Raw genomic sequence first — 19,086 nt, forward strand, 5'->3', positions numbered from 1 at the left:
TCCTTTGCGATCTCCGTACTGCCCCGCCCGTCGGCGAACATGGCGACCGCTTCCATCCGGACCCGCTCACGGAACGCTTGCCTCTCCGCGGTCAGACCCCCACCCTGCGGATACCTCATACACCCGGCATATCGCGACGATCACCAACCGTCAGCCCCTACGACAAGACGACTTCAAGGTCAGTAGTGGATGCCGGCGTATACCTGCCAGCCGGCGGTGGCGATCTTCGCCCGGCCGCTGAGGGTGCCGCGGCCCGTGCCGTTGTAGCGCCACAGGGCACCTGCCCGGTCCCGGGCGACCACGTCGGCCCGGCCGTCGCCAGTGATGTCGCCCACGCCCACGACGGCGTTGTAGGAGCTGCCCCAGTTGCCCACGAGCAGCTTGCGGGATCCGAACGTGCCGGTGCCCGTGCCGTAGCTGCGCCACAGCTGGTCGAGGTTGTCCTGCAGGATCAAGTCCCCGACGCCGTCGCCGTTGAGGTCGCCCGTACCGACGATCTGCTTGTACGCCTTGAAACCGTTGCTCAGGTTGGTGCGCGGGGCCAGGACGCCCGTCCTGGTGGTGGTGTAGAGGTACAGGCCGCCGGTCTTGGGGTCGCGGGCGACCAGGTCGGGGCGGCCGTCCTTGGTGACGTCCCCGGGCGAGCTGAGGATGTCGTACGCGTTCCAGCCCTTGCCCAGGACCTTGTGCTTCGTGGTGGGCTTGAGGGCCTCACCACAGGCGGGGGTGTAGAGGCGCATCTCGCCGGTCGCGAGGCGTACGAGGGTGTCGTTGCAGCGGTCACCGTTCATGTCGCCCATGGGGACGGGCCTGAACCCCTTGGGCCAGCCGGTGGTGGTGATACTGCCGCGGAGGTTGCCGGTGCCCGTGTACCCGTAGGCGGTGCGCAGGCTCGTGGCGGTGGTCTGGAACAGGTCGCCCAGGCCGTCGGGCCTGCCCGCCTTGCTGCCGAAGTCCCGCGGGGCGGCGGCGCCGCCGGTGACCGTGACCTTGCCTGATCCCAGCACGGTCGTCCGGGGCGCGTTGACGGCGGTGCCCCTGAGCTTCCAGGTCAGCCGGCCGTTCACGGGCATCGCCCCGGTCCGGGTACGGCCCTTCCAGGCGGCGGCGATCTTCTGGGTGGTGCCGGTGCCGGTCAGGGTCGCAACGGTGTTGCCGGCGGAGTCCGTGAGGGTCAGGGACCATCTGGACACGGGCCGGGTGAGGTTCCAGACCGGCGCCCACACGGTGTTCGAGCCGGTGCTCCGGGCGAGCGGGGCGGTCGCGGGCACGGTGGAGGAGCCGACGCCGAGCGGGGGCTCGTCCGTGGCCCGGGCGGAGTAGAGGACGCCGTACGACTGGCCGCGTTTGATGTTGGCGAGCAGGGTGGCCGAGCCGGCCGGGCCCGCCGACACGACTCCGCGGAGCCCGAACCCGGTGGTGCCGGCCACCTCCCCGGCATCGGTCCACGTGTCGTCGGAGGAGGTCCGGGCGGCGTGCACCAGGTGCCAGCTCTCACCAGGCTCGTATTCGGACCACATCACGCGCACGGTCCCGTCGGGGCCGATGGAGGCGTTGAGGCCCCAGAGGTCCTTGCCTCCCCCGGACAGGGACTGCCGCTGCCAGGTGCCGGTTCCCCCGCGTAGCGTGCCGGCGAGGTTGACGGTGCCCAGGCCGCTCGAGTCCCCGCGGTCCTGGAGCTCCGACCACACGACGGTGACGTCCCCGTCGGGGGCGACCAGCGGCTCGGGCGACTCCACCGAGCCCTCGGAGGAACCGGACGTCGTGGCCGGGGTGCCCCAGCCGGCTGCCGCGGAGGGGCGGACGGAGATGTTGACGGACTCGAGGTTCTCGTCGTTGTCCGCGCTCTTCGACCATGACAGCGCCATGGCACCGTTGGGACCCGAGGCGATCCGGGGCGCGAAGAGGCTCCTGGTCTGCGGGGTGTGGGCGACCGGGGCCGACCAGGGCGCGCCGGGGGCGGTACGGGTGACCGTCTCGACTGCCGACACGCTGTCGTAGATGCGGCCGCTGTCCCCCTTCACTGTGGTGCGCAGGAAGCTCACCACGGCCGTGCCCTGGGCGTCCACGGCCACGTCGGCGCCGCTGACGTGGCCGCCGCCCACCGCCGGGGAGGCCACCGTGACGGGCTTGGACCAGGTGCCGTCCGCGGCCCGGTCGGAGGTGCTGACCTTCCACTCGTCCGCCCCTACGGGGTGGGAGGACCAGGCGGCGGTGGCGGTGCCCCCCGGCCCGGCCGCGATCTCCACGGCGCCGATGTACTCGTCGGCCGCGGTGTCGAGGAGGGTCGCCGGCTTCGACCAGACGCCCTTGGCAAGGCTGGCGGACATCAGGCGCGAGGCCATCGGGGGCGAGTCCGATCCCTGGTCGGAGGGGTACTCCGGCCAGATGGCGGTGACCCTGCCGTCCGTGTCAGGGACCAGCCTGAGCTGGTCATCTCCGCGGTTGGTGGGCACGCCGGCGAGCTTGGTGGCCGGGCCCCAGTGGTCGGTCCCGGCAGGCCGCACGGCCACGCGGAGCTCCTGCCCCATGCCCGCGAGCACCCACCACGCGGCGACCGCGCTGCCGTCGGAGGCCGTGGCCACCTTCAGGGCGCCGAAATCGCCCCAGGGACCGACCTCGACCGGCGTCTGCCACTTCGGCAGTGGGGCGGCGACGGCCGTCCCCGCGGTGAGCAGCGGTGTGACGGCACCGCCGGAGACGACGAGTGCGGCGGTGGCCACGGCGGCGGCCAGGCTGCGTTGCGAACGGGCGCGCTTGCCCATGGAGTTGATTCCCTTCCCCGTCGAGCATGTTGCTCGCACTGATGATCAAATACCGATCGAGGGTTTGACACTGCAAGCAGGCCAACGGTTGTACGGGAGAAGGAAAAACACGCACCTGGCCGGAACCACGCCTCTCGATCACGTGGAACATTGACCCCACAGCGCTGTCGCGGTTGCATGCGTGCGGCCTTTTGTGGCGAACCAAGGGGAGGGACCGCGTCCTGCCCGGGGGAAGATGAGAGGAACCACGAACCGGAGCACCATCAGACGTCTGCGGATCGCCCTGAGCACGGCGGTTGCGGCCTGCACCGTCACGGCCGACTCCCTCGTACGGGTGGCCGCGGCACCCGCGGCGAACCGCCTCGCTCCGACCGGCCGTCGCAGGGTACTGAAGCCGATCGACGAGCAGTACACCGCGGAACCCGGCCTGGTGGTGCTGAACACCACGGGCGCGGACGAGGACACGGTCCATGCTGTCATGGCCACGCTGAAGGAGCGCTGGGCGACCTCGGGCATCGGCCCGGTGCGCAGGGATCCCGGCGAGCCCGGGGTCCGGGCCCGGGTCTACTCCGACGTCCTGCGCCCCGGGCGCCGGCGCCCGTAGCAGGGTGGGCAAGCCGTTCCCGCAGGCGGCTTGCCCAGACTCCCCTAAGGCTTGCCCAGGCTGTCAGGCCTGCCGCTACTTCAGCAGGGTGCGGAACTCTTCGAAGTCGAGGACCCCGTCGTGGTTCACGTCGGCCGTCATGGCCTTCTTGACCTCTTCAGCGAGGTGCCCCTGGGCGCCCTCGGCCTTGAACCCCTCCGCCAGTTCGACGATGCTGATCCGCCCGTCGCCGTCCGTGTCGATCTCGGCGAACAGCGCCCTGAGCTCGGCCTCGTTCATGACATACCCCTCTCGCGTTCACAGGCCCCGAAGGCCCACATGCCCCACCACCCTGCCACACCATCAACATCGCGCTGACGGCCGAGCCTTGGGCCTGCCTCCACGCTCCGGCCGGGGTGGGCGAGCCGCCCCTCGCAGGTGGCCTGCCCGGGCTCGTACGAGGTGGCCACCGGACCGGGCGGCTCCTACACGGCGGTGGACCACCAGGGCACGGTCCACGCCTCCTTCCAGCACACCAAGGCCGCGGGCCCGGCCGTCGTCCAGGTCGTCAGCCGGGCCGTGGGAGCCGGGGCCTGCGGTGCACCCGTGCCGGTGGTGGCCGAAGGCGAAAACGTGGTCGCGCTCCGCATCGGCGCGGGCCGCGGCGGCGCCCTCGCCCTGGTGTGGGGCCAGAGCAACAGCCCCTACGACGACGAGACCTTCCGCCTCACCAGCAGCGTCCGCACCTCCCCGGCGGGGGCATGGGGACCGGCCCGGCGACGCAACGCGATTTCAACCCGGCTCCCGACCACCGACCCCTCGTCGGCAACGTATCGAGGCCCTCGTTTCGGTAGGCCTCCGTCCGCAGGAGCACCGGCTACGGGCGGTAGATCATTTCCGTGAGGAAGGCGACGATCAGGGTCCACACGCCGATGCCGAGCAGCCACCACCACTCGGCAGCCAGCCCTGCCGCGATCATGGCGGCAGCGCAGAGCGTGAGGGTGATGATCCGGATGAGCATCCGGCGATCCGGCCTCGACCTCATGTCCAGATACGCCCTTTCGGTCATGTGCGCTTCACGTCCGTGCGCTGTGGCTGCCTGTTTGCGGGGCTGGTCAGCCGCCGACGTGGATGCCGGGGCGGCGGGCGGGGTCGGGTTCGTGGCTGCGGATGATCTCCCGGGTCACCGGTGCGGTGTCGCCGCGGCCGAGGAGGAAGTAGCGGACCATGTGCACCAGCGGGCTGCCCTCGGCCCAGGCGAAGTGGCATTGCGGCTGAACCCCGGTGGCATCGCGCAGAGCGAGGAGGATCGCGGCGATGGCGTTCGGGGCGGCCGGGGCGTCGGCGCGCAGGATGCGGTAGCCGTCGATTTCGACGCCGTGGACGGTGAGGGTGTCGCTGAAGTCCGAGGGGTCGATGACATCGATCTCGAGGAAGAGGACGTCGGCCTGACCGGGCACCGGGTTGACGCCGCGCTGTTCGCGTTCCTTGGCGCTGTATTCGTCGATGTCGCCGGCCTGGCGGCGGTTGGCGATGATGTTGATGGCGCCGTCGTGGGCGAGGGTGTCGTTGATGAACAGGCGGGCGTGTTCGTCGAAGACGATGCGGTCGGCGCGCAGTTCGGTGGTGCGTGCCACCCGGGAGATCAGGGAGACGGCGATGATGCCGGCGATGAAGAAGGCGGAGATGACGAGGCCGTCGGGCTTGTCGATGATGTTGGCGACCAGGGCGTAGAGCAGGACGGCGGTCAGCAGGGCGAAGCCGGTGGTGGGGGTGCGGCGGCGGTGGCGGGCGACGGAGATGGTGACGGCGAAGGCGCCGGAGACCATCATGGCCAGGATGCCGGTGGCGTAGGCGCCGGCCTGTTCGTCGACGTCGGCGTCGAAGGCGATCGTGATGAGGATGCACAGGGCGGTGTAGACGATCACGACCGGGCGCACCGCGCGTCCCCATTCGGGGGCCATACCGTAGTCGGGCAGGTAGCGGGGGACGATGTTGACCAGCCCCGCCATGGCCGAGGCGCCGGCGAACCACAGGATCAGGATGGTGCTGATGTCGTAGACGGTGCCGAACGCCTCCCCCACGTGTTCGTGGGCCAGCCACGCCAGGGCGCGGCCGTTCGCGGCGCCGCCCGGTTCGAACGCCTCGTGCGGGATCAGGACGGTCGTGACGAAGCTCGCCGAGAGCAGGTAGACGCTCATGATCAGGGCGGCTGTGGTCAGCAGGCGGCGGGTGTTGCGGATCCGCGAGCGCATCCGCTGCTCGGCGTCGGCGCCGTCGGCGGCCACGAGCGGCATCATGCTCACTCCGGTTTCGAACCCGGACAGGCCCAGCACCAGCAGCGGGAACGCGAGCAGCGCCGGCCCCATCAGGTCACCGAAACCGCCGCCGCCTTCGACAAGGGCATCGGTCCACGCCGCGTACGCGCCCGGCGTGGTGATGACGTGGACCAGGCCGACGCCGATGACGACCGCGTTCAGCACGAGGAAGACGGCGACCAGGGGGATGGCCACGCTCACTGCCTCGCTGAATCCGAGGAGGAACACCCCGCCCAGGACCAGCAGCAGCGCGACGGTGAGGGCGACTTCGTGGCCGTGCAGGGCGGAGGGGAAGAACGGGTTCTCCACGACGTGCACGGAGGCGTCCGCGGTCGACAGGGTGATCGTGATGATCCACGAGGTGGCCACGAACCCGAGGAGGACCAGCACGAACAGCTTGCCCCACCAGAACGGCAGCAGGTCCTCCAGCATCGCCACCGAACCGGCACCGTGCGGGCTCTCCTTCGCCACCCGCCGGTACATCGGCAGCATCCCTGCCAGCGTCAGCGCCACGATCAGCAAGGTCGCCAGCGGGGAGACGGCTCCTGCGGCGAGGGCTGCGATCGCGGGAACGTAGGCGAGGCTGGAGAAGTAGTCGACGCCGGTCAGGCACATCACCTTCCACCAGGCATGAGGCTGCGCATGCCCCTCGCCGGCGGCAGGCCCCACCGGCTGCACCCGGTGCCGCAGCATCCACTGCGCCACCTTGCCCGTGGGCTGAGCCCGCTGAGCGGGGGTGTCCACCACCTCCGGCATCGCCGGCTCATTCGCCTGCCTCATATCTGCCATCAACCCTTCCCGGCATGTCCATCGCATCCGCGCAAGACCACTCGAGGCCTCACGACGAACACTGAGTATGTGCCTGCCGCCCGCAGGCACCCGCCCAAGCAGGCGGCGCACAGGGCGCGCATGCCCCTTGCCCAGGCATTCAAGACCACCGTCCGACTACCAGACCCAGACCGCAACGAATCCACAAGTAACGGACACAGAACCGATTAAAGCCCAGCTCATGGACCTCGATGCCGGCTGCCCGCAAGGACACGAGGAGGGGAACCAGGGCGCACGGCTCCAGAAAATCTTGACGCATCCCTAACGCGGTGCAGGACTCCGACGAGCCCGGACCGGCCCGGCACGGGCACGCTCCAGTCCGGCACGTCACCCGAACGGCATGGACCAGGAGGGCCGGCACGCCGAGACGTGCGTTCCTGAGATGGACCCATCCCACCCACGCCTGGCATGAGGAGAATCGTCATGAGCATGAAGGACAAGGCAAAGAAGCTCAAGGAAGCCGCCGAGGACGTCATGGGCACCAGCAAGGACGAGGCGCAGCAGCGCCACAGGGAAACCCAGGACAAGCTGAAGGAGCTCCGCGAGCGGGAAAGCCGCCGGTCGTCGTTCGACGACACTCGCGACGACCGGTAAGGAGCCGAGGCGCAGGCGTGAGAACGTGCCGAAGGGCCGCCACCCCGAGGAGGCGGCCTCGCCCGGTCGGCAACGCCCCTCCTACCGGGTGCGGTATGAACCCCCCGTCGGCAGGACCCTGACGAGCGGCCCTGGCCCGGCGGCACGTGGCGACCGGGGCTGACGGACCACGGCCGTCTGGCCGACCAGGCTCCCCGGCGGCCAGGCGCAGGCAGCCCGGCGGGGCCGGTGAGGTCAGAGGTGGGTGGCGATGGCAGGAAGCAGGTCCTTGAAGGTACGGCCGTCGGCCGGCTCCCCGATCGCGGACATGCTCCAACCTGCTGCGGAGCGGTGGACCTTGGCCATGACCTGTGCGGTGTACTTGCCGCCGCCGGAGAGGGTGTAGCGGGCCAGTTCCTGGCCGTTGCTCTCGTCGATGAGGCGACAGAAGGCGTTCTCCACCTCGGCGAAGGTCTGCCCGGTAAAGGAGTTGACGGTGAAGACGATCTGGTCGACGTGCACCGGCACCCGCGCCAGGTCCACAAGGATCGACTCGTCATCCCCGCCCTGGCCGGCGCCGCCCACGAGATTGTCACCTGTGTGACGCACTGATCCGTCCTTGCTGACCAGCTGCTGGAAGAAGACCACGTCCACCGGCTCCTTTCCCGCGAAGAGGACGGCCGAGGCGTCCAGGTCGATTTCCCGGGCGGTCATCCGGGCGAGGAAGCCCTTACGCGGCGCGGCCTGCCATCCCAGCCCCATCCGCACCACGCTCAGAGTGCCGCCACCGGGCTTCTCCAGGCTGATCTGCTGGCCCTTGCTGAGATTGATTCCCACCGGTGTCCTCCTGCTGTTCTGGGGGCCAAAGTTCAACGGCCGAAGTTCAACGGCCCATCGCGCGGTGGCGCGACAGGAAAAATCTACAGCACTGTAGAATTCGACGGCAGGGGGCGCAGCGGCATGGGGGGATCGAAAGGCCTGGCCAGGGCCGTCGGCGGCGTGCGCGGCCGACGCAGGCGCGGAGCGGCGATGCGGCTGGTGAGGGTCCGGCCCATGCGTCACAGCAACTGCTGCCGCGGTGACGGGCAGACCGGCGTTCGGCGAGAGTGTCCGCAGCAGGTCATGCCTACGTGGTTCAGGGCAAGGGGCGCGCGTGCCTGCCGAGCGAGCCAAGCCTGGTCCGCAGTCGGCCCGTCGCCAGGGACCGGCGTCTTCATGGAGATCACCCGAAGGGGCGGTCGGGCAGCGGCCGTGGCGCGCCGGCGGGCAGGCCTTGCGGGGCCTGTCCACCGGCGCTCTCCGAGCGATCAGACGCCGACGCCGAAGTCTGCGGCAATCCCAGCCAGACCGGAGGCGTAGCCCTGGCCGACGGCGCGGAACTTCCACTCCGCGCCGCTGCGGTAGAGCTCGCCGAAGACCATCGCGGTCTCGGTCGATGCGTCCTCGGAGAGGTCGTAGCGGGCGATCTCCGCCCCGCCGGCCTGGTTGACGACGCGGATGAACGCGCCCCTGACCTGGCCGAAGCTCTGGTTGCGGGTTTCGGCGTCGTGGATGGACACCGGGAAGACGATCTTGTCGACCTCTGCGGGCACCGTGGCGAGGTCGACCTTGACGACCTCGTCGTCCCCCTCGCCCTCACCCGTCAGATTGTCTCCGGTGTGCTCGACGGAACCGTCGGGGCTCTTGAGGTTGTTGTAGAAGACGAAGTGCTGGTCGGAGGGGACCTTCCCGGAGGCGTTCACCAGCAGCGCACTGGCGTCGAGGTCGAAGTCGACCCCGGTGGTCGTCCGCACGTCCCAGCCCAGGCCGACCAGTACGGCGGTCAGGCCCGGGGCCTCCTTGCTCAGTGAAACATTGCCACCCTTGGACAGGCTCACACCCATGCGACATCCCTTTCACAGCGTCCGCGGGACGGCGTCCGGCCGACCCGTCAGCTCCGAAGAAAATCTACAACACTGTAGAAAACGGGGTGGTGTATCCGCAGGTTCTGCAGCCGCGTCGTGCGCCGTTTGGCTGGGTGGCAGGGGTGGCCCGAACGCGAATCCTGTGGCCGCCGAGCCGTACTGAAAACCTCCGCTGGGTGGCTGTCCTGGATGAAGCGTTCGCGTGGCCCCACCTCTCCACCGGTGACACTTCGCTCCCCGGTGTCCTCCTGACGGTGCCGCGACCCCGAGTGAGGTGAACAGGACGAGGCCGGAGACAGATGGATGCATTGCGCGGTCTGTACGATGAACCGCCCCGTTCGCGTGGGGGCCATACGGCGGGAGGTTGACGGCATGACGGACCAGAACAGGGGCGGTGCCGAGCATTCCCGCCGGCGAGGCCAGGGCGCGCTTGAGGCGGAAGTACTTGCGGCGCTGCGCCAGGCACCGGGTCCGGCGACCGCGGGCTGGGTGCAGGAGCAGCTCGTGGGCGATCTCGCCTACACCACCGTGATCACCATCCTGACGCGGCTCCATGCCAAGGGTGCGGTGGCCCGGGAGCGGGTGGGCCGGTCTTTCGAGTGGACGCCGGTCGCCGACGAATCCGGGCTCGCCGCGCTGCGGATGCGCAAGGTGCTGGACGGCGAGAGCGACCGGGAGGCGGTCCTCGCGAGTTTCGTCACCGCTCTGTCCCCCAGGGACGAACGGCTGCTGCGGGACCTGCTGGCGCAGGCACCCCACGAAGGGGAAGACTGACGGGGTATGGGGGTCTTCGTCTTCCTGCCGCTGGTCCTGCCGTTAACGGCATGGCCGATCGCCCGCCTGGCCGAGCATCATCTTCATCCGCGTACCGCGACGTGGCTGCTGTCGGGTGTCGCCGCCGTGTTCGCGGTGTGCAGCACGCTGTGCCTTGCGCTGCTGATGGTCGTGGGTACGGCGCAGTTGCCGGGCAATCCGCTGCCGGACGGCTGGTCGGACCCGGAAGTACGCGAGGCGGTGCCGTACGACGAGGTGGCGGGCAAGGCGGCCATCCCCGCACTCTTGTCAGTGATCGCCTCGTGCACGTCGGCGGCGTGGCGCCATCACCGGGTGCGTCGGCGCAGCGACCGCGCGCTTTCCGGCCTGCCCGGCACGGCCGTGGCCGTTCTGCCCGACGACGCACCGTATGCGTACGCGCTGCCCGGCGGGCGGCGTGACCGTGTCGTGGTGAGTTCCGGCATGCTCGCCGCGCTGAGTTCCCGAGAGCGCCGGGCGCTGTTCGCGCACGAGCGTGCCCACCTGGCCGGCCGCCACCACCGCTTCCTCCTCGCGGTACAGCTCGCTGCCCGCGCGAACCCCTTCCTGCGGCCTCTGCGCTCCGCCGTGACCTACACCGCCGAGCGGTGGGCGGACGAAGACGCCGCCACCACCGTCGGCAGCCGACGCACCGTGGCCGTGGCCATCGGCCGGGCTGCGCTGATCAGCCGCGGCACGCCCCTGGCCACCCTGGCGGGGATCGCTGCCGCCGGGCCGGTTCCGCGCCGGGTAGCCGCCCTCCTCGGGCCGGCACCCGCCGGCCGGAACTGGCCTCCGGCTTTCACTGCGGTGGGGCTCGCCGTCTGGGTTGCGGCGGCGGGCACCGCCGCCTCGGCCCTGTCCTCGGCGAACTCGGCCGTCACCCTGTACTTCATCCTTCAGGCGGCGACCCCCCTGTAGCGGGAGGGCGAAGGCCCCGCAGCCTCACGGCGGCGCGACGTTGGTCGCGACGGCGTCCCGTGGCCGACGGCATGACACCGGGGGAAGCTGGAAGGGTAGGGGACTGAGCGGGGCGACCGCCTTTCACGAAGGGCGAAGCGATGACCGGGCCGGTGGTGGTGGGCGTGGACGGCTCGCCTTCCGCGCTGAGCGCGGTGGACACCGCGGCGCGCGAGGCGTCGTTGCGGGGTGTGGAACTGCGAGTGGTTCATGCCTTCACCTGGCCTGCCATGCACGTACCACGCGGCGGCTCGCCGTTGGGTCAGCGCTCCGGGACGTCCCGCCACGGGACGCCGGTGCGGGTACGAAACCGTATGCCGTCGACCAGCTGCCGCCTGGTCCATACCGGCGGTCGCCCCGGCTTCTTGCCCCTGGGCGACAGCGGCTCCAGACGGACCCCCGCAGCTTTCCACTGACGGGGGTCTCGTCCGGCCCGGCCCGGGAGCGTGATCCGCGGTTCCCGCAGGCGGTACCCACAAAAAGGTGGGTACTTGTCGCTGCTCGGCGGTGCGGACAGGATTGAGGCACGCGGTCGGCGAAGCGCAGAGGTGGAAGGGAGCGAGGAAGGTCAGAGCGCCTGCTGTTCGTTCGCTTCCGCGAGCCGGTCGAGGCGGCGGTGGCCCCAGTCGGCCAACGGGGCCAGGGTGTCGGCGAGTTCACTGCCGAAGGCGGTCAGCGAGTAGACGGTCTTCAACGGCAGTACGTCGTGCACTTCGCGCTGCACGAGGCCGTCGTCCGCCATCTCCCGCAGCGCGTGGGTCAGCACCTTCTCGCTGAGGCCCGGCAGCCGTCGGCGCAGTTCCCCGGGGCGTTGCGGGCCCGATTCCAGGGCCCAGAGCAGGGCCGTCTTCCACTTGCCGTCGATCACCGCAATCGCGGCGGTCACTCCGCAGACGTTCACGTCCGCGGCCCGACTACGCGTCACTTTTACCCCCTGTATCGATAAGTATCAGTTGTGCAAGGAGAGTTCCGGCATGCCCTCGTACCCCCAACAGCCCGCTACCCGAGAATCTTCCGTGACCGTCCTCGGGCTCGGCCCCATGGGCCGCGCACTGGCCGGAGCGTTCCTGGACGCCGGAGTGCGTACGACGGTGTGGAACCGCACCCCGGGCAAGGACCGCGACCTGGTGGCGCGGGGCGCGGCAGGCGCCGTGTCCGCCGCCGAGGCCGTCGCGGCAAGCGATCTCGTCGTGGTGTGCGTGGTGAATTACGACGCCGTCGACGCCGTCCTGTGCGACCACGCGGTGGCCGAGGCCCTCAAGGGCAGGTCCGTGGTAAACCTGACCGCGGACACGCCCGACCGGGCCAGGGGCACCGCCGCCTGGGCCGCCGAGCACGGCATCGGCTACCTGGACGGCGCGATCATGACGCCGACGGTCACCATCGGGACACCGGGTGCGGTCTTCCTGTACAGCGGTCCGGAGGGTGTGCACGAGGAGCACCGGGCCGTGCTGGCGGCGCTCGGCGGTACGCACACCTTCCTCGGCGACGACGTCGGCCGGGCGGCGGCGTACGACATCGCCCTGCTCGACATCTTCTGGACGGCCATGGCGGGCTACGCCCACGCGCTGGCCGTGGCGCAGGCCGAGGGGATCAGCGCGCGGGAGCTGGCCCCCTTCGCCAAGGGGATCGGGGAGATCCTGCCGTCGGTCTTCGAGGGGACCGCCGAGGACGTGGCCGCCGGCACCTACTCCGGGGAGGACAACCCGATCACCTCGGCGGTGTCGTCCATGGCCCACATCGTGCACACTTCGGAGCGGCATGGCATCGACGCCGCCGTACTGCGTGCGGCGGAAGGGCAGGCGCGGCGCGTCATCGGGCTCGGCCACGGCACCGACGGATTCATCCGGCTCACCGAGGTGCTGGGACGGCAGACCGGCTAGGCGAGTGTCGGAACTCCCGTCTGCCTCTCGCGACGCCCGGCACGCACCCTCGACGCACCGGACGCCGCAAGGCCCGCCCTGCGAGCGGACGACGGGACTTCCGACACACGCCCTGGCACCGGGCGTGCGGTGTGGCCCCGCCTGGGTGCCCCACCGCCCGCGTCCAGTCGATGCCCCTGGTGTCAGCGACCCCGAGAGCTGCGGCAATGGGGGCGGCGACGATGCCGACCGCGATCGTCCGCGGGGTTGATCCGCATCAGTCTCCCGGCGGCGGCCCGATGTTGGGTCAGAGGTCGAACTCGTGCGGGGGCAGGTCGAGGGTGTAGCAGGCTTCGCGGACGACGGCCTGTTCGGTCTTGTCGAAGTCGCCGTCTGCGCCGCCGATGACGATGCCGATCTGGATGACGGCGCGGGCCTCGGCGGGCTTCTTCTTCGCCTTGGCGATCTCCTGCAGGACGCTGACCTTGCCGAACGCGAAGTCGGCGGTCAGCTTGCCCAGATTGTCGTCGAAGCGACGCTGGAGGTCCGCGGCGTCGAAGTTGCGCAGTACCTCATTGGTGGCGATCAGCTGGGCGACGCGCTGGCGTTCGGCAGGGTCGATGCTGCCGTCGGCCGCGGCGACCAGGGCGCACATCGCCATGGACGCGTCGCGGAACGCGCCGGACTTGAGGTCGGTCTTCTTCGCTTCCAGCTGTGTCTGCATCTGCTGGGCTGATTCCTTGATGCGGTCCCACAGGGCCATGCCAACTCCACCGGGTCGTAGGGGTGTCCGGGCCGGGGACGGACGGTCCGGCCCGGACACCTACAGTTCTACACCAATGTAGAAGGGCCGTGGGAGGTGAGGCTGCTACGCCTCCTCGTCCCCGTTGCCTTCCTCGTCGTCGCCTTCGAAGAAGTCGCCGATCTCGTCGACGGCTTCGGCGGCGACCATGCCTCCGACCACGCCGACCACGCCGACCGCGAGGCCCGCGGCGCCGGCGGCGACGGTGCCCATGCCCGGGCCGGAGCGGTGGCCGCCGTGGTGGCTGTCGTGCCCGTGGTGGCTGTGATCGCCCTTGTGGGCGTGAAGGCCGTGGGCCTCCGCATGCCCGTGCGGGTGGTGGGCGATACGGGCCGAGTGAGCATCGAGCAGTTGGCTGATCCAGGAGTCGACGACCGCGTTCCAGTCCCGGTGGGCAGCGCCCTCGTGGCTGACGTGGTGCCGCCCCAGCGCGTCGTGGCCGCCGGAGAACAGCCCGCCGCGCTTGTCGGCTTCCAGGACGACCTCCATTCCGCCGGGATTGGCGAGGAAGGTCACCTCGATCTCGTTGAGCTGGTGGCCGTACTGGGGTGCGGGGGTGAGCTCGATCTCCTGGTAGAACGGCAGCTGCTGGCCGGTGCCGTTGATGCGGCCGTACTCGAGGTCGGCGGACTTGAAACCGAAGCCGAGCTGACCGAACGCTTCCAGGACCGCCTCCTGGACCGGCAGCGGTCCCACCGCGAGCGGGTCGAGGTCGCCCTTGTCCTTGGCGCCGGCCACTCCCAGCTCGGTTCGTACCCCCAGGACGATGCCGAGCGGCTGCCCGTGCAGCTGCGTGATGGGCGTCTCCCACGGAAGGTTGATCGCGAACGGCACGCTGCGGTGCTCACCCTCGGCGAGGCGGAAGCCACCGCCGACGTCGAAACGCGCGAAGGCGGCCGCGCCCTCGTGCTCGCCCCCGTCGCGTTCGGCTTCGACGCGGGCGACGAGTTCGAGAGTGATGCGCTCGAGGTCGAAGTCCGCCCGGCCGCCGGTCAGGCGCACCTCACCGGTCAGGCTGCCGCCGGGCGCCGCGGTGACGGGGGCGAGAACCGTGTCCACGGCGGGCCCGCCGACCCCCATCGATCCGAGCAAACGCTTGAACACCATGGCGTGCGTTCTCCTTCATGTGCGTCATGTGCTGATTGCCTTGAGCGCGCTGGCTTTGTTCACGAGATTGGGCAGCAGTTGTTCACCACTTCCGACAGCACCCCAGATCATCACTGTTCGAGGCCGGGTGGCGAGCCCTGTGAGCCGGCAGCCCTGCCGATGGGGCCGTCGATGCCGGGTCAGGGCGGATTTGACCATCGAGAGTTGCCAGTGGAGCCCGTGCTCGTTGACCTGACATGAAGAAGATCATCACCTCAGGGATGCTGGTTCTCGCCAGCGTTTCCCTTGCAGCTCCGGCTCACGCCGACGGAGGAAGCGCCGTGCCGGGCGTGGACTCGCTGCCCCTCAACAACCTGGCGTCCGCTGGAAAGGACCCCCTGAATTCGAACGTCGCTTCGGACGGTGGTGCCAGCGGCCTGACCAGTGGCCTGGGCAACTTGGAACAGGTCACTGCTTTGTTGGGCGGGCTCCTCAAGGGGGCACCAATCAGCGGCGCCACCCCCAGCGACGCCTCTGGCGAGGGCGCATCCGGCTCGCCCCTCGGCAGCGCCAGCCCCCTCTCGTCCCTCACCGGCGGCGGTGACAAGGGCTCACCCCTCAGCTCCTTGACTGGCGGCCTCAACGGGTTGGGAGCGGCAGGCTCTCCCTCCTGAGCATTTCCCCAGAGTGTGAAGAAGCCCTCGCCAGAATCTGGCGAGGGCTTCTTCGCTTCCAGGCCGTACGAAGGGGTCGCGGTCCCATCAGCGGTCAGAAGCTCAACCGCCACCTCGATGCACCCACTGCGGCCGGTTGTCGCAGACCGCCCGGCCAGGCTCACCGCGCGATCACCCACCGCGAAGGACTACCCCTGAGACCAACTCAGCGTCATGGAGTTGCCGACGTCGGCGAGGAGCGACTGGCGGCGGGCCTGTTCGAATTGTCAGCCCCTCGGGGTGCTGTCGGAAGTGGTGAACAACTGCTGCCCAATCGCGTGAATAAAGCCAGCGCGCCGAAGCAGCGCCGCGGGCCCGAGGCTTCCGGGGCCGCAGCGCCGCCCGGCGCGGGTGCTACTTCGCCGCTTCCAGAGCCGCCAGGGCCTGCGCCCAGCCGACGTACTTCAATTCGGCCAGGTCGGCGACCGACTTGATGCCGAACGCCTCCTTGAGCAGCTCACCCTGCCGGTCGGAGACCCCCTTGAGCGCGGATACCGGCGCGGCCAGCACCTCGGGCAGGCTCCTGTCCGCCCACGCCTTGTCCAGCACCTTGTCCAGATCGATCGAAGCCACGGCTGTTCCCCTCCTGTACGCACGCCTGACCGGCGTGCACCAAGGCCGGGGCAGTGCGGAATACGCCACCCCGCCCTGGCACTATCTACAAGCATGTAGAAGCATAGGAGCAGCACGGCAGCCAGGGGGCGCACGGGCGAAAGGTTGGGCTGGAAAGTCCGAAAGGGCCACCCTTCTCGTAGTGCGAAATGCCACTGGCCAGTCCCTTTACCGACCCTTTACAGTTGTCGTGCGGATACCGACCCGCCCAGACCCCGGACCGGCAGCCGGTCCGAACGAGTGAAGAAGGAGCAGCAGACCCGCAATGGGTGAACCTCCCAGTCCCAGCCGTGCCACGCCCAGCCCGAGAACCTTTGAGCCGGGAGCGGGGGTGGCACGGTGACCGAGATCCTGCTGCTGCTTCTCGCGCTGGCTCTGACGCTGGTGTGTGCGGTGTTCGTCGCCGCCGAGTTCTCTCTCACCACCGTCGAGCGCAGTGAACTCGAACGCGCCGCGGCCGCCGGTGAGCGCGGTGCGGAAGGCGCGTTGAAGGCCGCCAAGCGTCTGACCTTCCAGCTGTCCGGAGCCCAGCTGGGTATCACGGTGACCTCGCTGGTGATCGGCATGCTTGCCGAGCCCTCCGTCTCCGCCCTCCTGCGCGGCCCCCTCGAAGCGATCGGGCTTCCCGCGGGTGCGGTGTCGACCACCGCGACCCTGCTGGGCGTGGCGGCCTCGACGGTTGTGCTGATGGTCGTGGGTGAACTCGTCCCGAAGAACTGGGCGATCTCCCGCCCCCTCGCGGTGGCGAAGGTCGTTGCCGGGCCGCAGCGCGCCTTCACGGCCGCGTTCGGGCCGCTGATCCGGCACCTGAACAACACCGCGAACCGCCTCGTGCGCCGCTTCGGCCTGGAGCCCGCCGAGGAGCTGGCCTCCGCCCGTACCCCGGAGGAGCTGGTGGCCCTGGCCCGCCACTCGGCCCGCGCGGGCGCCATCGAGGCGGACTCGGCCGAGCTGTTCGTCAAGACCCTGCACCTGGGCGAGCTGACGGCGGAGAACGTGATGACCCCGCGTATCGACGTCAGGGCCCTGGAGGCCCACGCCACCGCCGCGGACGCGGCGAACCTGACCCTGGCCACCGGCGTCTCCCGCTTCCCCGTCTACCGCGACACCCTGGACCAGGTCATCGGCACTCTGCACATCCGAGACGTCCTCGCTCTCGAGGAGGAGCACCGGGTCAAGACGGAAGTCACCGAGCTGATGACCGAGCCGCTGCTGGTGCCCCACTCGCTGCCCGTGGACACCCTCCTCGGACGGCTGCGCAAGGCCCGCACCATGGCCGTGATCATCGACGAGTACGGCGGCACCGCCGGGGTCGCCACCGTCGAGGACATCGTCGAAGAGGTCGTCGGCGAGGTACGCGACGAGCACGACCCGATGGAGGTCCCCGACCTCCTCGAAGGCCCCGAGCAGGACGGCCGCCGCGTCTGGGAGGCCGACGGAAGCCTCCGCCTCGACGAGCTGGAGGAGATCGGCTTCACCGTGCCCGTGGGCCCGTACGAGACCCTTGCCGGCCTGATCGCGACCCGTCTGGAACGCATCCCCGTCGAGGGTGACGCCCTCACCGTCGACGGCTGGGAGCTCACCGTGCTCGACATAGAGCACCACCGCGCGGACCGGGTGACGATCACCGCACCGGTCGTCGCCACCATCACCGAGGAGCAGGGCCGATGACCACCGTCCAGCTGCTGATCGGCGCCTTCACCCTCATCACCAACGCCTTCTTCGTCGGCGCCGAGTTCGCCCTGATCTCGGTGCGCCGCAGCCAGATCGAACCCGCCGCGCTCAAGGGCAACCGGCGGGCCACGACCACGCTGTGGGGGCTGGAACACCTCTCCGCGGTGATGGCGACCGCCCAGCTCGGCATCACCGTCTCCTCCCTCGTCCTGGGCGCGGTCGCCGAGCCGGCCATCGCGCACCTGCTGGAACCCCCGTTCCACGCCATCGGCGTGCCCGAGGGACTGATCCACCCGGTCGCCTTCGTCATCGCGCTCACCCTGGCGACATACCTCCACATGCTCGTCGGCGAGATGGTGCCGAAGAACATCGCCCTCGCCGCCCCGGCCCCCACCGCGCTGCTCCTCGGCCCGCCGCTGGTCGCCCTCACCCGCGCCCTGCGGCCGTTCGTCTTCGGCATCAACGCCTTCGCGAACGCGCTGCTGCGGCTGCTGAAGGTGGAGCCCAAGGACGAGGTCGGCTCCGTGTTCACCGACGACGAACTCGCCCGCCTGGTCAAGGACTCGTCCGCGGCCGGTCTCCTCGGCCCCGAGGACGGCGAGCGCCTCCAGGACGCCCTGGAGCTCGGCACCCGGCCGGTCGGCGAGGTGATGGTGCCCCTGGAGCGCGTGGCGACCGTCGGCCACGACATCACCCCGCGGCAGTTGGAGCGCACGGCCTCCGACCGCGGCTTCTCGCGCCTTCCGGTCACCGGACCCGGCGAGGCGATCCTGGGCTACCTGCACATCAAGGACGCCCTCGGTGCCCCCGAGCGCGACCAGCCCTTCCCGCGTGCGTCGCTGCACCCGATCACCAAGGTCGCGCTCGACACCCCGCTCGACGACACCATGACCGCGATGCGCGCGGCGGGTACCCACCTCGCGGCCGTCACCGGCAGCAAGGGCACCGTCCTCGGCTTCGTCACCATGGAAGACCTCCTCGAAGAGCTCGTCGGCACGGCCCGCGACCCCGGCGCCTGACCGCCTCCCGCACCACGGTGGCCGGCCCCGACGGGGTCGGCCACCGGCGGTTCGGCCGGTCAGTACGCCGGCCGCGGCGTCTCTGCCCTGTGTACGGGATCGGGCAGGAGCGGGAATTGGCCGGACTCAGCGGCCGCTCGGCCCTGCGTGCAGGCCGAGCGGTGGAGGCGAACCGGGCCGGCAGACGGGCCGGTGGTCTCTGGTGACTCGGCGTGGAGGGTCGGTCTGGGCCGGCCCACAACGCCAGTCCGCGAACCGGCCCCGGACTGCGGTGGTCGTTGAGGCGTCGAGTCCGCTCAGGTCATCCCAATGGCGCACGGCACACGGCGTGGGGGGCCTACGCCGCATCGGGAGTGCTGTGCCCTCACGTGAAGGAGGGCCTCCTGTGGGGAGGCCCTCCTTGCGCCTACTACTGACCTTGAAGTCGTCTTGTCGTAGGGGCTGACGGTTGGTGATCGTCGCGATATGCCGGGTGTATGAGGTATCCGCAGGGTGGGGGACTGACCGCGGAGAGGCAAGCGTTCCGTGAGCGGGTCCGGATGGAAGCGGTCGCCATGTTCGCCGACGGGCGGGGCAGTACGGAGATCGCAAAGGA

The 19,086-nt window shown here is 70.1% G+C and carries 19 protein-coding genes and 3 pseudogenes; 10 read left to right on the plus strand and 12 right to left on the minus strand.

What is annotated here, in order from left to right; genetic code table 11:
• Together ACZ7H1_RS36490 and ACZ7H1_RS36495 are read right to left on the minus strand one after the other, a co-directional pair.
• Window positions 1–119 (minus strand): annotated as a pseudogene (locus tag ACZ7H1_RS36490) (IS630 family transposase); the annotation flags it as partial.
• A 60-nt stretch (window positions 120–179) separates the two neighbouring features.
• Window positions 180–2,765 (minus strand): FG-GAP repeat domain-containing protein, encoded by a 2,586-nt coding sequence (locus tag ACZ7H1_RS36495; protein ID WP_470792695.1) that lies wholly within the window; start codon window positions 2,763–2,765, stop codon window positions 180–182.
• A 235-nt stretch (window positions 2,766–3,000) separates the two neighbouring features.
• Here ACZ7H1_RS36495 and ACZ7H1_RS36500 point away from each other — a divergent pair, with 235 nt between their 5' ends.
• Window positions 3,001–3,369, plus strand: a complete 369-nt coding sequence (locus ACZ7H1_RS36500) for a DUF6207 family protein (protein WP_470792697.1) — start codon at window positions 3,001–3,003, stop codon at window positions 3,367–3,369.
• A gap of 75 nt (window positions 3,370–3,444) precedes the next feature.
• Here ACZ7H1_RS36500 and ACZ7H1_RS36505 read toward each other — a convergent pair whose 3' ends face one another.
• From ACZ7H1_RS36505 to ACZ7H1_RS36515, 3 genes are all read right to left on the minus strand, one after another.
• The gene (locus tag ACZ7H1_RS36505; RefSeq protein WP_470792699.1) at window positions 3,445–3,648 is read right to left on the minus strand and encodes an EF-hand domain-containing protein; all 204 of its coding nucleotides are present in this window, start codon (window positions 3,646–3,648) and stop codon (window positions 3,445–3,447) included.
• A gap of 577 nt (window positions 3,649–4,225) precedes the next feature.
• A complete protein-coding gene (locus ACZ7H1_RS36510; protein ID WP_470792700.1) occupies window positions 4,226–4,369 on the minus strand; it encodes a hypothetical protein in 144 nt (47 codons plus the stop codon).
• A gap of 94 nt (window positions 4,370–4,463) precedes the next feature.
• Window positions 4,464–6,446, minus strand: a complete 1,983-nt coding sequence (locus tag ACZ7H1_RS36515; protein ID WP_470792702.1) for an APC family permease — start codon at window positions 6,444–6,446, stop codon at window positions 4,464–4,466.
• A 471-nt stretch (window positions 6,447–6,917) separates the two neighbouring features.
• Here ACZ7H1_RS36515 and ACZ7H1_RS36520 point away from each other — a divergent pair, with 471 nt between their 5' ends.
• Window positions 6,918–7,088 (plus strand): hypothetical protein, encoded by a 171-nt coding sequence (locus tag ACZ7H1_RS36520; RefSeq protein WP_470792704.1) that lies wholly within the window; start codon window positions 6,918–6,920, stop codon window positions 7,086–7,088.
• 234 nt (window positions 7,089–7,322) lie between these two features.
• Here ACZ7H1_RS36520 and ACZ7H1_RS36525 read toward each other — a convergent pair whose 3' ends face one another.
• Both ACZ7H1_RS36525 and ACZ7H1_RS36530 read right to left on the minus strand, forming a co-directional pair.
• Entirely contained in the window at window positions 7,323–7,904 is a 582-nt protein-coding gene (locus ACZ7H1_RS36525; protein ID WP_470792705.1) for a TerD family protein, read from the minus strand.
• A gap of 470 nt (window positions 7,905–8,374) precedes the next feature.
• On the minus strand, window positions 8,375–8,950 hold the full coding sequence (locus tag ACZ7H1_RS36530; RefSeq protein ID WP_470792707.1) for a TerD family protein: 576 nt from the start codon (window positions 8,948–8,950) through the stop codon (window positions 8,375–8,377).
• A gap of 393 nt (window positions 8,951–9,343) precedes the next feature.
• Here ACZ7H1_RS36530 and ACZ7H1_RS36535 point away from each other — a divergent pair, with 393 nt between their 5' ends.
• The 3 genes and pseudogenes from ACZ7H1_RS36535 to ACZ7H1_RS36545 form a co-directional block, all read left to right on the plus strand.
• Window positions 9,344–9,745, plus strand: coding sequence for a BlaI/MecI/CopY family transcriptional regulator (locus ACZ7H1_RS36535; protein ID WP_470792708.1), 402 nt, complete (start codon window positions 9,344–9,346; stop codon window positions 9,743–9,745).
• 6 nt (window positions 9,746–9,751) lie between these two features.
• Window positions 9,752–10,684 (plus strand): M56 family metallopeptidase, encoded by a 933-nt coding sequence (locus ACZ7H1_RS36540; RefSeq protein ID WP_470792710.1) that lies wholly within the window; start codon window positions 9,752–9,754, stop codon window positions 10,682–10,684.
• A 140-nt stretch (window positions 10,685–10,824) separates the two neighbouring features.
• Window positions 10,825–11,010 (plus strand): annotated as a pseudogene (locus ACZ7H1_RS36545) (universal stress protein); the annotation flags it as partial.
• Here ACZ7H1_RS36545 and ACZ7H1_RS36550 read toward each other — a convergent pair.
• Both ACZ7H1_RS36550 and ACZ7H1_RS36555 read right to left on the minus strand, forming a co-directional pair.
• Window positions 10,986–11,243, minus strand: a complete 258-nt coding sequence (locus tag ACZ7H1_RS36550; RefSeq protein ID WP_470792725.1) for a transposase — start codon at window positions 11,241–11,243, stop codon at window positions 10,986–10,988. The pseudogene ACZ7H1_RS36545 and the gene ACZ7H1_RS36550 sit on opposite strands and share 25 nt — an antisense overlap.
• Window positions 11,244–11,291: 48 nt before the next feature.
• Window positions 11,292–11,648, minus strand: coding sequence for a winged helix-turn-helix transcriptional regulator (locus ACZ7H1_RS36555; protein ID WP_470792712.1), 357 nt, complete (start codon window positions 11,646–11,648; stop codon window positions 11,292–11,294).
• 49 nt (window positions 11,649–11,697) lie between these two features.
• On the opposite strand from ACZ7H1_RS36555, the gene ACZ7H1_RS36560 reads away from it, so the two are divergent.
• The gene (locus tag ACZ7H1_RS36560; protein WP_470792713.1) at window positions 11,698–12,606 is read left to right on the plus strand and encodes an NAD(P)-dependent oxidoreductase; all 909 of its coding nucleotides are present in this window, start codon (window positions 11,698–11,700) and stop codon (window positions 12,604–12,606) included.
• Between the two features lie 286 nt (window positions 12,607–12,892).
• On the opposite strand, the gene ACZ7H1_RS36565 is transcribed toward ACZ7H1_RS36560, so the two are convergent.
• Window positions 12,893–13,348 carry a tellurite resistance TerB family protein gene (locus ACZ7H1_RS36565; protein WP_470792715.1) on the minus strand — a complete coding sequence of 152 codons (456 nt, stop codon included), beginning with the start codon at window positions 13,346–13,348 and terminating at the stop codon, window positions 12,893–12,895.
• Between the two features lie 105 nt (window positions 13,349–13,453).
• On the minus strand, window positions 13,454–14,494 hold the full coding sequence (locus tag ACZ7H1_RS36570; protein ID WP_470792716.1) for a sporulation protein: 1,041 nt from the start codon (window positions 14,492–14,494) through the stop codon (window positions 13,454–13,456).
• A 236-nt stretch (window positions 14,495–14,730) separates the two neighbouring features.
• On the opposite strand from ACZ7H1_RS36570, the gene ACZ7H1_RS36575 reads away from it, so the two are divergent.
• The gene (locus ACZ7H1_RS36575) at window positions 14,731–15,147 is read left to right on the plus strand and encodes a hypothetical protein (RefSeq protein ID WP_470792718.1); all 417 of its coding nucleotides are present in this window, start codon (window positions 14,731–14,733) and stop codon (window positions 15,145–15,147) included.
• A 393-nt stretch (window positions 15,148–15,540) separates the two neighbouring features.
• Here ACZ7H1_RS36575 and ACZ7H1_RS36580 read toward each other — a convergent pair whose 3' ends face one another.
• Complete coding sequence (locus ACZ7H1_RS36580; RefSeq protein ID WP_470792720.1) at window positions 15,541–15,759, minus strand: hypothetical protein; 219 nt, start codon at window positions 15,757–15,759, stop codon at window positions 15,541–15,543.
• A gap of 378 nt (window positions 15,760–16,137) precedes the next feature.
• Here ACZ7H1_RS36580 and ACZ7H1_RS36585 point away from each other — a divergent pair, with 378 nt between their 5' ends.
• The 3 genes and pseudogenes from ACZ7H1_RS36585 to ACZ7H1_RS36595 form a co-directional block, all read left to right on the plus strand.
• The gene (locus ACZ7H1_RS36585; protein WP_470792721.1) at window positions 16,138–17,469 is read left to right on the plus strand and encodes a hemolysin family protein; all 1,332 of its coding nucleotides are present in this window, start codon (window positions 16,138–16,140) and stop codon (window positions 17,467–17,469) included.
• Window positions 17,466–18,491, plus strand: coding sequence for a hemolysin family protein (locus ACZ7H1_RS36590; protein WP_470792723.1), 1,026 nt, complete (start codon window positions 17,466–17,468; stop codon window positions 18,489–18,491). The genes ACZ7H1_RS36585 and ACZ7H1_RS36590 overlap by 4 nt, the downstream gene beginning before the upstream one ends.
• Before the next feature lie 476 nt (window positions 18,492–18,967).
• A pseudogene (locus ACZ7H1_RS36595) lies at window positions 18,968–19,086 on the plus strand (IS630 family transposase); the annotation flags it as partial.

It is taken from the genome of Streptomyces sp. NPDC037401 (assembly GCF_055602345.1).